Origin of the sequence: Aneurinibacillus sp. REN35 (assembly GCF_041379945.2) — a bacterium.
GTDB lineage: Bacteria > Bacillota > Bacilli > Aneurinibacillales > Aneurinibacillaceae > Aneurinibacillus.
The window spans coordinates 182,473-195,445 of record NZ_JBFTXJ020000006.1 but is presented as its reverse complement, the minus strand read 5'-3'; the positions used below and the strand labels follow the sequence as shown (position 1 = coordinate 195,445).

13 protein-coding genes and 1 riboswitch are annotated in these 12,973 nt (G+C 46.9%); of the genes, 3 read left to right on the top strand and 10 right to left on the bottom strand.

Annotated features, from left to right (window positions below; translation table 11 throughout):
* Positions 1-172: 172 nt before the first annotated feature.
* Positions 173-1,282, bottom strand: a complete 1,110-nt coding sequence (gpr, locus tag AB3351_RS13570; RefSeq protein ID WP_371147667.1) for a GPR endopeptidase — start codon at positions 1,280-1,282, stop codon at positions 173-175.
* Between the two features lie 143 nt (positions 1,283-1,425).
* Between gpr and rpsT the strand changes: the two genes are divergently transcribed.
* On the top strand, positions 1,426-1,692 hold the full coding sequence (rpsT, locus tag AB3351_RS13565; protein ID WP_371147666.1) for a 30S ribosomal protein S20: 267 nt from the start codon (positions 1,426-1,428) through the stop codon (positions 1,690-1,692).
* 67 nt (positions 1,693-1,759) lie between these two features.
* Here rpsT and holA read toward each other — a convergent pair whose 3' ends face one another.
* The 9 genes from holA to AB3351_RS13520 form a co-directional block, all read right to left on the bottom strand.
* Entirely contained in the window at positions 1,760-2,824 is a 1,065-nt protein-coding gene (holA, locus tag AB3351_RS13560) for a DNA polymerase III subunit delta (protein ID WP_371147665.1), read from the bottom strand.
* Between the two features lie 184 nt (positions 2,825-3,008).
* Positions 3,009-4,277 (bottom strand): zf-HC2 domain-containing protein, encoded by a 1,269-nt coding sequence (locus tag AB3351_RS13555; RefSeq protein WP_371147664.1) that lies wholly within the window; start codon positions 4,275-4,277, stop codon positions 3,009-3,011.
* Position 4,278: 1 nt separating this feature from the next.
* Positions 4,279-4,821, bottom strand: a complete 543-nt coding sequence (locus AB3351_RS13550) for an RNA polymerase sigma factor (protein WP_371147663.1) — start codon at positions 4,819-4,821, stop codon at positions 4,279-4,281.
* An 81-nt stretch (positions 4,822-4,902) separates the two neighbouring features.
* Positions 4,903-7,311, bottom strand: coding sequence for a DNA internalization-related competence protein ComEC/Rec2 (locus AB3351_RS13545; RefSeq protein ID WP_371147662.1), 2,409 nt, complete (start codon positions 7,309-7,311; stop codon positions 4,903-4,905).
* Complete coding sequence (locus AB3351_RS13540) at positions 7,311-7,946, bottom strand: MazG-like family protein (RefSeq protein ID WP_371147661.1); 636 nt, start codon at positions 7,944-7,946, stop codon at positions 7,311-7,313. Before AB3351_RS13540 ends, AB3351_RS13545 begins: the two co-directional genes overlap by 1 nt.
* A 101-nt stretch (positions 7,947-8,047) precedes the next feature.
* Complete coding sequence (locus tag AB3351_RS13535) at positions 8,048-8,632, bottom strand: hypothetical protein (RefSeq protein ID WP_371147660.1); 585 nt, start codon at positions 8,630-8,632, stop codon at positions 8,048-8,050.
* Between the two features lie 109 nt (positions 8,633-8,741).
* Positions 8,742-9,245, bottom strand: a complete 504-nt coding sequence (locus AB3351_RS13530; RefSeq protein ID WP_371147659.1) for a deoxycytidylate deaminase — start codon at positions 9,243-9,245, stop codon at positions 8,742-8,744.
* A 139-nt stretch (positions 9,246-9,384) separates the two neighbouring features.
* Entirely contained in the window at positions 9,385-10,683 is a 1,299-nt protein-coding gene (locus AB3351_RS13525) for a homocysteine synthase (protein WP_371147658.1), read from the bottom strand.
* A gap of 109 nt (positions 10,684-10,792) precedes the next feature.
* Positions 10,793-10,896, bottom strand: a riboswitch (SAM riboswitch).
* Between the two features lie 99 nt (positions 10,897-10,995).
* Positions 10,996-11,685 carry a helix-hairpin-helix domain-containing protein gene (locus AB3351_RS13520; protein WP_371147657.1) on the bottom strand — a complete coding sequence of 230 codons (690 nt, stop codon included), beginning with the start codon at positions 11,683-11,685 and terminating at the stop codon, positions 10,996-10,998.
* Positions 11,686-11,782: 97 nt separating this feature from the next.
* On the opposite strand from AB3351_RS13520, the gene AB3351_RS13515 reads away from it, so the two are divergent.
* On the top strand, positions 11,783-12,031 hold the full coding sequence (locus AB3351_RS13515; protein ID WP_371147656.1) for a DUF2533 family protein: 249 nt from the start codon (positions 11,783-11,785) through the stop codon (positions 12,029-12,031).
* 102 nt (positions 12,032-12,133) lie between these two features.
* Positions 12,134-12,970, top strand: coding sequence for a late competence protein ComER (gene comER, locus AB3351_RS13510; RefSeq protein WP_371147655.1), 837 nt, complete (start codon positions 12,134-12,136; stop codon positions 12,968-12,970).
* Positions 12,971-12,973 lie beyond the last annotated feature (3 nt).

The window sequence follows — 12,973 nt, the reverse complement described above, 5'->3', positions numbered from 1 at the left end:
TCCTGTCGCTTAGATGGTTGTCCATTGTCTCTGTCGTGGTTTCTATTAATCTATGAATCTAGAACAGGGTATAGAACGAAAAATATGAGGGAATTGGCATGCAGAGCAGTAGAAAAAGAAAAAGGAAGCCGCTTTATTCTAGCCGACTTCCTTAGCCTATTCGTAAGAAATCTTAATGCGTATATGCAGATACATTATCCATATCAATCGATCCATGAAGGGCAGCATTTAGTCCGTTTGCGATAATATTGGCAATGTCTTCAACATAATCATCCACTTCTTTCGGTGTCACAATAAGGTTATGTCCAAGCGGAGATAACACTTCATGGATAAGTTGACGCTTTTCATTCTCTTCTAGCTCACCGATCATACCAAGAATCGCTTTTTTCTCTGCTTCATTCGGCATATCTTCCTCCGTATACCGCTTGGTCTTCCCCGGAAGCGTAAATCCTGTAGGTGCAAGCCTGCTAGCAGGCTTCGGATTTTTTGCTTCCTTCAACTGGCGGCCAAGATGAGCCAGCATATACGTAATTACATCATGGACAATCGTTGCCGCATCAACCACTGTAGGCACACCGACCGCAATAACCGGAATGCCCAGCGTTTCTTTGGTCAGCGGCTTCCGCTTATTACCCACGCCGGAGCCGGGGCTGATGCCCGCATCCGAAATTTGAATGGTCGTATTTACCCGCTCTAGCGCACGGGAAGCAAGCGCATCAATAGCGATCACAAAACTCGGCTGCGCCTTTTCAATCACCCCGTATACAATCTCACTTGTCTCAATCCCGGTAATGCCCAGCACACCGGGCGAAATCGCACTAACCGGACGGTACCCTTCCTCCACCTGCTCCGGCATCAGTTCAAACATATGCCGTGTGACCAGCACATTCTCCACCACCATCGGTCCTACCGCATCTGGGGTAACATTCCAATTGCCCAGGCCGACAATTAACACACTGTCGCTTTCTGCAATGCCGATCTCTTTTAGAAAGGCATGAAACTCCCGCGCAAATCGAGTTGCCACACGATCCTGCAGTTCAGAATCCTGGGTGCGCAGTCCCGGTACTTCGAGCGTCACATAACGGCCCGGTTTTTTCCCGATTCGCTCAGCGCCTTCCATTGTCTCTACGACCATTTTGGAGACGGTAATTCCATCCTCTTCTTCACTATGAAAACGAATGCCTGACAGCTCTCCCTGCTGCTTCTGCGTAGCCATCTCACGCGCTTCAAGCGCCAGGTCTGTCCGTACTGCATATACGCTTAAATCCAGCTTTTTTTCCATGCAGATCACCTCGTTCTCATGCTCTCCTGTTCCAACTTTATTTATACGAAGAAAAACTTTCTTGCAAACAGGACATGTGCATGATACAATTTCTCTTGTTGACTTTATAAAGTAGTATTTTATTCACCAAGGAGGTGAATCTCATGCCAAATATTAAATCCGCGATCAAACGTACAAAAACGATCGAAAAGCGCCGCGCACAACGTGCCGCTCAAAAATCTACTCTTCGCACAGCGATTAAAGGAGTAGACGTTGCTGTAGCAGCAGGCGATCTGGAAGCAGCTAAGACTGCACTGCAAGCTGCCGGCAAACATTTGGACAAAGCAGTAACCAAAGGTCTGATCCACAAAAACGCAGCTTCCCGTAAGAAGTCTCGTCTGGCTAAGAAGGTTAACGGCCTGTCCGCTTAAGCATATATGAATGCATTCATATCAAGAAAAAGCGACCGTTAGCGGTCGCTTTTTCTATTGCTTTATTTTATGATGCAATCATCATATCTTTTAGTTCTAGAATAAACAGCTCAAGCGCCAATACTTTATCGATCTGCCCTGTCTTAATCCGAATATCCTCTTCAGCAAGGCGATGCAGAATACGACGCAAAGCCTTCTCGCTGAATGCATGGGCTTGTTCATTGGCAAGCTTGGCAACATAAGGATGGATGCCGAGCAGCGAAGCCATCTGCTGGGGAGAATAGCCGCGCGGCGTGAGCGTTTTAATCTGGAGCAGAATACGGAATTGACGCGCAAGCAGCGTAAGAATTTTTAGCGGCTCTCCTTCTCCTTTTGTCTCACTGCTTCCGGTATTTAAGCGCTGCAAATCATAATACATCCGTACCGCGTCTTCTATTTGCAATCGAGCGACTTTGTCGATCAAGCGAAAAATATCATGCTCAAGTTCCCGTGTCGCAAGCATTTCCACCGTATCTTCTGTGATTTCTTCGCCTGCACCAACGTAGACGGCCATCTTCTCAATTTCTTTATCCAGTCTTCCTAATTGTGTGCCACTCATCGCAATTAAAAGCTCGGCTGCCGCTGTGCTCATCTGCACACCATAGTGCTTCGCCTGCCGCATAGCCCATTCCGCTAAGGCCCCTTCCTTAAGCGGCGCACACTCAATAATAAGTCCGTCTTTCCTTAAGGCTTTGACAGCCTTCTTCCGTTCATCTAGCTTGTCCGCTGCAACTTCGATAATCAGGACCGAATAGTCCGGCGGATTGCCTGCATAAGAGATCAATGCATTCACATCATGCTCTGGCGCACTGCTGGGCAGCTTCGCTCCGGTTAGCAGCATGGCATATGAGGCGCGTATTACCCGCTTCTCTCCCATGAACGGGAAGGTCTCTGCGTCCTGCAGTACCGTCTGAATCGGTGTCTCCCGCAAATCATATGTATTGTAATTGAAATCACGGCTGGCCTCGTCTAACAGCGTCTCCTCAATCAGACGCACCGTCTCGTCCATAATATACTGTTCCGTTCCATAGAGTACATAGATCGGAGCGACCTTTCCCTGCCTAATTTCTTTTATAACTCGTTGTATCTCCACTCTTGTCACCTCGTCCCTTTATTATATGCGCACAAAAAAACCATGGCAAACCAATCTGCCATGGCCTATGGAAGGCTGTGCGTATATGTAAACGCCCAGGGTCCGAGTGGGCCCACATCCCGGAGGCTGAGCGATAAGCACCGCTTCTTTTACTACATCATACGCACAAAATTACAAAGCGTGCTTATTTATAAATAGGACGCTCTACATTTTTTTCAAGATCAATCATCCATTCCTGCGATTGCAAAGGAACAGTATCTGTCTGCCCTGTTCCGCCGACATATTCAAGATTGTATACAATGCGCTTTGCATCAATCCAACGATACGATACATTGTACATGTCATTCCATGGACGGGTAATAAACGCAATTCCTCCATTGGCATCACGCACGAGCAATCGGTTGTCTACCTTGCTGACAAAATATTGTTCTTCTGGCGATGGCTTGCCCGGAGGTCTATACGTACTGCTCTGTGCAGCGCTTGCTATGGCAGGACGTCCAGGCTTCTGCCCTTCTTTAGCCTGTTCTTTGGCCAGTGCGAGTGCGCTGGTTGTATTATTCGTCTTTCCATTGTCTTTAGATGGCTCAGACTCTTTAGCCATTGCTGCATGCTGATTCGAATCAGATGCATCCGGTGCTTGCGCGATGGAGGCCCCACCATTGCCTGCAGACGCAGAATCTTCTTCAGCAGGCGGATTTTCTTTGCCGGATTCAGATGCAGCAGTTGTATTCTGCTCATTCGTGTCTTTTTGCCCCGATGTAGACGTCCGTTCCTGCGCATGTTCTGCAGGAGCTTGGGCAACATAACGCTTTGTTTCATCCTGTGATTTTTTCGTATCCGGCGCAGCTTCGCTATTCTCTTTTGCATTTTGTTCAGACGACGCTTCCGCTTTTCGCTCCGCTTCTGCCGATACAGAAGGCTGTGAAGTAGACGGTATGTCCGTTTCCTGCTCATCTGTTCGCTTCTCGGTGTTCCGCTGTGCATCCGCTTCAGCTAGTGCCTTGTTATGCTTCTCAGCTGTATTCTCCACCTTTACTTGTGGGGAAGAAAATGCGGATTGTTTCACCGGCTGATTCTCATTATTCAGCGTAAACACAACCGCGGAGATCAGCAGTCCCGCCGCTGTCACACCGCCAATATAACGATACCATACTGCCCTCTTCGTACGTCGCCGAGGCTTCTCAAACGCTGCTGCTTGCTCCTGGATAGGAGATGTTATGGCACGCTCAAGGTCAATTCGATCAAGCTCAGGCAGAATAGAATTTACGATATTAATAGGCGGCTCCACCAGTGGAAGCTGTGCCAGATGCGTAGAGAGAGAGCTTAGACGTTGATATAAAGAGGCGCATTCTCGACACAGCGCCAGATGTTGCCTGAGTATGGCTTTTTCATTGTCGTTGAGATCGCCGTCCAAATCACGCTGCATCCACTCATAAGCTTCTTCACAACTCACTCTACACACCACCTTTCTGATATTCATGCAGTAATTCCTGGAGTTGTTGTCGGGCCCGATAGAGGTATGATTTAACGGTATTCAATGGCATGTTCATAACTTCCGCAATTTCTCCGTACGATAAATCTTGCAGATAGCGCAGTGTAACCACAGTGCGCTGATGTTCAGGGAGACGCTTGATCGCTTCTCTTACCTCATCAGCCATGCCGGCCCGCTCTACTTCATATTCTACGTTCTGCACATCATAGAGCATAAGCTCATGCTGGTCAATCGATACGGTATCTTTCTTTTTGCGAAATTTATCTATGCATACATTGGTAACGATACGCTGAACCCAGGTAGAGAATTTGGCCTTCTCCTGATAGGTATCGATCTTTGTATAAATTCGAATCAGCGCTTCCTGAGAAGCGTCCAGCGCGTCGTGCTCGTTGCCCAATACATAAAATGCGGTACGATATACAGAGTGCTCAATCGTCTCAAGCAGCCGTATTAAATCCTCCCGATTTCCGCTTTGGGCGGAGCGTATAAGCTCTGCATCAACCACGCCCGTGCCTCCCCTCTCAATACCTCAGACGCAAGGTATATACTAAATGTTGCATAAAACACAGTATTTATTGTTCAAAAATTATCTGCAGACGGTCGATGACAGGATGGATTCATATGTAACTCTTCCTCCCCTTACATATACAACAACAGCGCCGCATTGATCGGTACGTAGAATTGTACTATTCCTCATTGCCAATCTCTCTAGCACTTCACGATGCGGATGTCCGTACAAATTCTTTTTACCTGAAGAGATAATCGCAAGCTTTGGCGCAAGCGCGTCTGCCCATGCTTGAGACGTCGAGCCTCTGCTTCCATGATGCCCAACCTTCAACACATCGACGGGCTGAAGAGCTGCGTCACGCAACAGACGCTCTTCGCCGCCCTGTTCCAAATCTCCCGTGAAAAGAAAAGAGGAACCATACGCTTCAAGCAGTAAAACGATCGAATGGGCATTATCTCCTTCGCTTGAAGAAAGCGCAGCGGCAGGATTAAGTACCCGCCAGATAATACCAGGCTCTTCATGCCAGATTTGGCCCTGTTTTGCTTCTACAATAGGAATACGTTTTTGGTGGAGTAATGCATTCACTTTTTTTTCTATGTATGTTTCTGCGGATAGGCCATTGACAAGCGCTTGGCGAACTTCCATATGCTCTAGCAAATAAGGAAGACCTCCAATATGGTCATTGTCACCATGCGTCAGCACCAACAAGTCCAGCGAAGCAATCCCTTTGGCATACAAAAAAGGAACAACAATGGACCTGACGGGGTTAAAAGGCTCGCGCGGCTTACGTCCCGGCTGCTCTCCAAAACGCAAAGGCGGCCCCCCTCCATCAATGAGCACAGTGCTGCGGGGTGTCTCTATAACGATTGCATCTCCTTGTCCCACATCCAGAAAAGTAATCGTAACTTCTTCCTTTGGACGCGGGAAAAAGAGCATACCAAATAAAACGATAGGACAGAGAATAAAGCAGATTATTCCTTTCCAATTAAAGGTTATTCTATCATACAACCATCCAGTAAGGAAGGTGAGCCAGCACAAATACCCTATCATCCAATATAAGGAAGGCGAACTGAATGCTGTACGCAAAACATGCAATTTTTCTACCCATTCAAGCAAATCTAGTGTAGGAAGCAGCAGGAAATCTACTATTTTGGCCGGAAGAAACCCAAGCGCAGGATGCATGCTGCCAAGGAGCAGCGATACAGCCGCAAGTGGTGCAATAAGGATACTTATGAAAGGAACAAACAAAAAATTAATGATCGGTGAAAAAAAAGAATACAAATGGAAGTAATAGATTGTGAGAGGAAATGATACAATCGCCGCAGCTAGTGTAACCGCAAGAAGTCCACGAACGGCAATGGGGCCAACAGAAAGCTTATGTGTGAGCGGTGGAACGGATACAAGCAAGCCGAACGTGACCAGATAAGAAAGTTGGAAGCCAACATTATGAATGTAATACGGATCATATAGTACCATAAGCAAGAAAGCGGCACCCAACACATTCCAACCATCTTTAATGCGCTCTGTAAGCAGCGCTATGAGTACCAGTTCACCCATGATGAGCGCACGCAGAGCGGAGGCACTAGAGCCGCTCATTGTTACATACAAAGGCAGGAGAAGAGCTGTGATTAAGTATGCACGACGCTTCGACACCCCGCATACACGCAGCACACACACTAATCCGGCAATCAGAAGCGTAATATGCTGACCCGAGATGGCGATAATATGTGTCAAGCCTAAGCCAGAAAATGCCGCATACAGATCCGGATCAATTTCATCTACCGCTCCTAACAGCATTCCAGAAAGAAATCCTGCTGATTTTGGCTCGTATAGAAGGAATGTACGATCAGCAAGCCAATGCTGTGTATCGATCATCGCTTTTGCAAAACTAAGGGAAGCGCTCTGATAGACCAGCGATTTGCCATCAACAATGCTGGCTGTACGGTGGATACGCTGCCAGTGAAGGTATGTGGGATAATCGAAGGCTCCCGGGTTAGAGGGTGGAGCCGGGATTTTCCATTCGATGGTCCCTGCAAGTCCAGCTCCATATCTGAGACGCGCTCTTGCATTGTCGTATGTTGTCTGATCCTTAAAGTATACCGTCGTCTGTACCCGTTCCGACCGCGGAAGAATATTTCCATTGATTGAATCAAGGCGCAGAACAAATCGACAGCGGTCTCCATCAAAGGAAACCGTACTTTCAATCCGACCTGTAAAGGAGGCCGTTCCCTTTTCAGGCAGGATGCTGACATTATACGCCTCAACCCATATATAACGGCCAAACCCTGCACACGCACATATGATGCCCATTATAATAAAAAGACGGGGTATCTCCTTTTTCTTCATCCAACATGGTAGGCACCCTACTACAAGAATCAAAAGAGCGATGCTGAGGCCCAGACGGGCGCTGTGAACAAACTGAGAAGCGCAAATAACTCCGCCCAGCATGTACAAACTATAAAAGAAAAGCGCCCGTTGTCGTATCATCAGCCTACATATCCGCGCCGTTTTAATTTATCCACATGTGCACGCATGAGTGCGCCGGTATCCATAAGAAATGTCTCTTCTAATATGTATAGCATCGTAACGCAGCATTGAGCAATATGGAGCAAATTAAGTCCGCATCCCTTCACAATCTGTTCATCGCTATGAATACGTACTTCGCCACTTGCTCCGCGGAATTTGCCGATCCACTGAGCGAACCGTCCTACCGCAACCGATATATTCAATACCGTGCTATCAAGCGTCACACCCGGTATTACAAGACGAGGCAGACTCATCTCTCGAAATCCGGCCTCATTCACATTAATATAAATATCTCCACCCACATCCTGCAGATATCCTTTGCGCAAAAGCTTGGAGAGATGGTCATCAATTAATTCTTCAAGACGAATATCCGGTGCCAGATCTTCAAGCACGAAAGTCATGGAAATGCATGTCTGCGCCACATCAAGCAGCTCTCCAGCCACATTTTCTAATGCTTCACGTGCGCGCGGCGTTCCCTGCTCCTCCATCCAACTAAGAATTGCCTCACTTAATTCCCCCTGCTCCTCCACCAGCTTATGGAATGTTGATTCCAATGAAGGTACCAGCCGATTTAATCTAGGCAGCACAATTTCCATTTAATTTTCCTCCCTTTCCCCACGGTCTGTTTTTCTTTATATTTTATCATAGAAGGCAAATTAAATATAAAAAAAAGGAAAGAGATGATTTCTCTTTCCTTTTAGAAATTCTGCAGTTCATTCCACTGATCCGTCAATTCGGTCAGCTCTTGCTTAATCACATGCGTATTCGGTTCTGTTCTCTGCTCCATACAGTCGTTCAACTTCTCCAACAGGAAATTAATGCGCCCCTCTACAATTTGCTGGTCAATATATTGGTCTACCAGGATGTTTGCCAGCTCTGTCTCTTCGCCAAGGCCGTTATTTTCATAGATGCGACCTTCACGGAAGTGGATGTCCTTGCTTACACCTTCTTCATAGAGACGAAGCATACCGCTTGCTCCCATTAAATATACGGAACCATAGAATAGGCGGATGAGTGGATTGATTACCATTTCCTCTTCGGTAATACCATTTATATAGAGTCGCCCTTTAATCGGGAGTCCCGCTTGTACAACCAAGCGGAATACGCCATGTTCGGTATAAAAGCCAAGCAGCAATGTACCCTGCATTGTCTTCTTCTCTTCCACCGTAATCTCGGGGCGCATCTTGGCCTCTTCTACAATGCGGTACACATCATCTGTTCTCTCCTGCGGAGCTTGAAAATTATCACATACACCACGGATCGTTGCGACATTCGGTTGCATTGAAATCACCTCGTTCGTAGTTCGAAAGAATAATATCCTCTTGCTACATCTTTACCCCCTTATTCATCATCCATACCATATTTTTGCGTATTTCATAAAAAAATTTATGCTACTCTACAAATTCCATCTTGACACCGGCCGGTGGAGCATATTGTTGTATTTGGCGAAACTCGATTTCCTTTTGCTTAAACAGCCAGGCTACTTTCTCATAGTCTTTGGCATATGCCCGGTGATAGACAACTTCTGCAATTCCGCTATTAGCAATCAGATTCGCACATGTCCAGCACGGCTGGTCAGTGACATATACCGCCGCCCCCTGCCGATCCGCCTGATCGGTAAAAAGAAGTAAATTCTGTTCCGCATGAATCGTACGGATACATTTCTGCTTCTCTATGATCGCTCCATCTGTATTCGTCTCGTAATAATTATGAAGCATACAGCCAACATCCAGGCAGGAATCGACTCCGCTTGGGCTCCCATTGTATGCGGTACCCAATACCTTTCGATTCCGTGTCAGGACTGCGCCAACATGGCGGCGCGGACATGTTGCACGGGTGGCGGCCATATAGGCCAGATCCATAAAGTATTCATCCCAAGACTTGCGTGTATCCATCTGCCTCCCTCTCCTTCCTCTCTTTCTTCTACCTCAATTTGCATGATCTCTTATTATGATAACTGATAATCAGATAAACCACTACTGCAACAGAAAAAGGACAGGCTACCTTCTCCTGTCCTTCCTCCTGCTGATTTTATTATACTGCAGCCAGTTGGCTTGCCTTAAGTGCCTGTTCAAGATCGGCAATAATATCATCGACAGATTCAATGCCGATGGAGAGACGGATCATATCCGGTGATACGCCCGCTGCTACCTGCTGTTCTTCGGTCAGTTGCTGATGCGTTGTGCTTGCAGGGTGAATCACAAGCGTTTTTGCATCGCCGACGTTTGCAAGATGAGAGAGAAGCTTTAAGCTATTAATGAACCGTTTGCCTTCTTCTAAGCCACCCTTAATCCCAAAGGTAAAGATAGACCCCGCACCTTTTGGCAAGTATTTCTGTGCGCGCTCATAGTATTGATTGCTCTCAAGCCCCGCGTAGTTCACCCATTCTACCAGTTCGTGATTTTCCAAGTATTGCGCTACTTTTTTTGCGTTCTCCACATGACGGTCCATACGCAGATGAAGCGTCTCTAAGCCTTGGAGGAACAGCCAGGAATTAAATGGCGATACCGCAGCGCCAAGATCACGCAGCAGTTGTACGCGAGCTTTAATAATATAGGCAAGATTTCCAACCGCCTCTGTGTATACGACACCATGATAGCTTGGATCTGGTTCAGTAAGACCTGGGAATTTGCCATTGTTCCAGTCAAATTTACCAGAATCGACAATTACACCACCGATGGATGTTCCGTGTCCGCCGATGAATTTGGTAGCGGAATGTACGACAATGTCAGCACCGAATTCAATCGGGCGGCACAAATATGGTGTTGCGAATGTATTGTCTACAATGAACGGGATTCCATTCTCGTGTGCAATCCCAGCCAATACTTCTAGATCAACGACATCCGTACGCGGATTGCCAATTGTTTCCGTGTACAGCGCTTTTGTTTTGTCCGTGATAGCTGCGCGAATTTCATCCGTGTTTTCTGGATTCACGAACTTTACTGTGATGCCAAGCTTTGGCAGAGTATGAGCGAACAGGTTGTATGTTCCGCCATACAGGTTGCTTGAAGCAACAACCTCATCTCCCGCATGGGCAATATTAAGGATCGAGAAGGTGATCGCCGCCTGACCGGATGCGACCGCCAGCGCACCAACCCCCCCTTCAAGCTGTGCAATCCGATTCTCAAACGTATCCTGTGTCGGATTCATAATACGTGTATAAATATTGCCGAATTCCTTAAGTGCAAACAGGTTGGCTGCATGCTCCGTGTCTTTGAATACATAGGACGATGTTTGATAAATCGGTACCGCACGCGATAGCGTTGTCGGGTCCACCTCTTGTCCTCCATGTAAGCATACTGTCTCAAAATTGAATGTGCGTTCTTCTGCCATTTTCAATCTTCCTCCTCAATACCTAATTTTTTTGTTTCGGGCGAGGTACCAAAATAAAAACCCTCTTCTTTGAGAAGAAGAGGGTCGGATAGGCAGGTATGTACCATCGCTCTCATCTTCCAAAGCATACTGCTTTGCTGGATTTAGCACCTTGCACTTCATGCCGGTTGCCGGGCTTCATCGGGCCAGTCCCTCCGCCTCTCTCGATAAGAGATACTATAAAATTGTACTGTGTTGCTTATGTTTTCGTATGCGTTTCTTGCTCTTATTATAGGCTCACTATTCCGACCTGTCAACTTAATTAGAAAATTTTTATTGTACAAAAATTCCGGCTCGCATTTTCTCTACTGTCTTAGCCCCTATCCCAGCTACACCTGTTAACGAATCTATCGTTTTGAACGGGCCATGCTCTTCTCTATACTGCACAATCGCCTCAGCCTTGCGCGGTCCAATTCCCGGTATGGTCTGAAGCTGTTCTACTGTTGCCGTATTAAGATCAACTTTCGCCTCTTCCTTACCCTGCGTTCCGACCGCTGGTGTACTGCCTGTCACAGAGCCTGGAGTCGCATGTCCTGCTGGCGATATTTGCTCTCCTTTGAGCGGGATATAGATCATCATACCATCGACTAGCTTCTGCGCTCCATTAACTTGCTTGGCATCCGCTTCGGGCAGAAGGCCGCCTGCCATCCCAATTGCTTGATAGACCCTTGCATCTGCAGATAACGTATATACACCAGGAGAGACGACTGCGCCTTTTACATCAATCACAAAGGTGGTAGGAGCAGGAACCGTTGTCTGCCTTGTTGGATCGGGGTTTTGCTTTACCTCTGCGCTCTGCTGTTCCTGTCTAGCATCCTCCTGTACAGACGGTTTTGCCTCGCTGAAGGCCAACGGATGCTCTTGCGGTGTATTTTCCATGTTATAAAAATAAACACTACTACCAAGAATAAGAAGACATATACTACTACCAGTCCACTTTTTTTTGTTCCAAGACCACTGCATACGCGACCTTCTCTCCCTTACTTGTGGTTTTCCAACAGATTACCTATAATTTTCATATAAACATTCTGAAAGTGATAAGAAAAAGGAGGATATACTTATGAGTGTTCATGAAGCCATTACTGCACACTCGGCTAAACAAGCCGAATACATTACCCTGTACCGCAAGCTAGACGCAATGCGGGAATCAAGAATTGAGGAAGCTATCGAACAATATAAGCAGGGGGAAGAGATGAATGTCGATTCAATCAATGAAGTCACACACCAGATCAATCAATTGGCCCAACGCCACCACCTGCCTCCCCGCAAGGTTGTTACCGCGGACATGGTACGTGAATTATGCAAATAATTACCAATCAATTCCATTTTAGCACATGTAGAAAAATATGTGTACTGAATTCCTTTTCTTCCCCATACACATTAATCAATCATATTGCCGGGGGGAATCAGGATGCAGATTGGCTTTATCGGAACGGGAAGTATGGGGACAATTCTCATTGAAGCCTTTATTGAATCCGGTGCCGTGCCGCCTGAGCGTATCATTGCCTCGAACCGGACACCGGAGAAGCTGCGGACGCTTGTCAAAAAACATCCCGGAATTGATACCGGAGCCAACATGATTGTTGCGAAGATGGCGGACGTGCTGTTCCTCTGTACCAAGCCACTGGAATATCGAACTGTGCTTGATGAGATTGCACCGTATTTGACACCGGAGAAGCTTGTTCTCTCCATTACAAGCTCTGTCGGAATTCGGCAGCTTGAAGCTCATTCCCACTGTAAAGTAGCCCGGGTGATTCCAAGCATTACGAATACAGCGCTCAGCGGTGCTTCGCTTGTGACGTTCGGTAGCCGACTGCATGACAAGGATCGCACGATGCTGCTATCATTGTTATCCAACATTAGTACACCTATCGAAATTGAAGAAGAAGCAACGCGCATCTCTTCTGATATTGTTAGCTGCGGTCCAGCATTCTTCAGTTTTCTACTACAGCGTTTTATCGACAGCGCTGCTGCGGAGACCACCATAACAGAGAAAGAGGCAACCAGACTTATGACAGAGATGGTAATCGGTATGGGACGGCTTTTAGAAGACGGGCGCTTTTCTCTGCCCACCTTACAAGCTAAGGTATGTGTGCCTGGTGGTGTTACTGGAATTGGACTGCACGTGCTTGATAGGGAGACACGGGACGTATTCACTCACCTAATCGAAGCAACACACCGTAAATTCGATGTGGATGTACTCGAAGTAAAAGAATCGTTTGCTGACAAAAAAAACTCCTTCCACTAACAG

What these genes read in the sequence shown, in the direction of transcription:
- gpr (WP_371147667.1), bottom strand. Translation starts at nt 1,282, where the DNA reads ATGGAAAAAAAGCTGGATTTAAGCGTATATGCAGTACGGACAGACCTG.
- rpsT (WP_371147666.1), top strand. Translation starts at nt 1,426, where the DNA reads ATGCCAAATATTAAATCCGCGATCAAACGTACAAAAACGATCGAAAAG.
- AB3351_RS13545 (WP_371147662.1), bottom strand. Translation starts at nt 7,311, where the DNA reads ATGATACGACAACGGGCGCTTTTCTTTTATAGTTTGTACATGCTGGGC.
- AB3351_RS13540 (WP_371147661.1), bottom strand. Translation starts at nt 7,946, where the DNA reads ATGGAAATTGTGCTGCCTAGATTAAATCGGCTGGTACCTTCATTGGAA.
- AB3351_RS13535 (WP_371147660.1), bottom strand. Translation starts at nt 8,632, where the DNA reads ATGCAACCGAATGTCGCAACGATCCGTGGTGTATGTGATAATTTTCAA.
- AB3351_RS13530 (WP_371147659.1), bottom strand. Translation starts at nt 9,245, where the DNA reads ATGGATACACGCAAGTCTTGGGATGAATACTTTATGGATCTGGCCTAT.
- AB3351_RS13525 (WP_371147658.1), bottom strand. Translation starts at nt 10,683, where the DNA reads ATGGCAGAAGAACGCACATTCAATTTTGAGACAGTATGCTTACATGGA.
- AB3351_RS13520 (WP_371147657.1), bottom strand. Translation starts at nt 11,685, where the DNA reads ATGCAGTGGTCTTGGAACAAAAAAAAGTGGACTGGTAGTAGTATATGT.
- AB3351_RS13515 (WP_371147656.1), top strand. Translation starts at nt 11,783, where the DNA reads ATGAGTGTTCATGAAGCCATTACTGCACACTCGGCTAAACAAGCCGAA.
- comER (WP_371147655.1), top strand. Translation starts at nt 12,134, where the DNA reads ATGCAGATTGGCTTTATCGGAACGGGAAGTATGGGGACAATTCTCATT.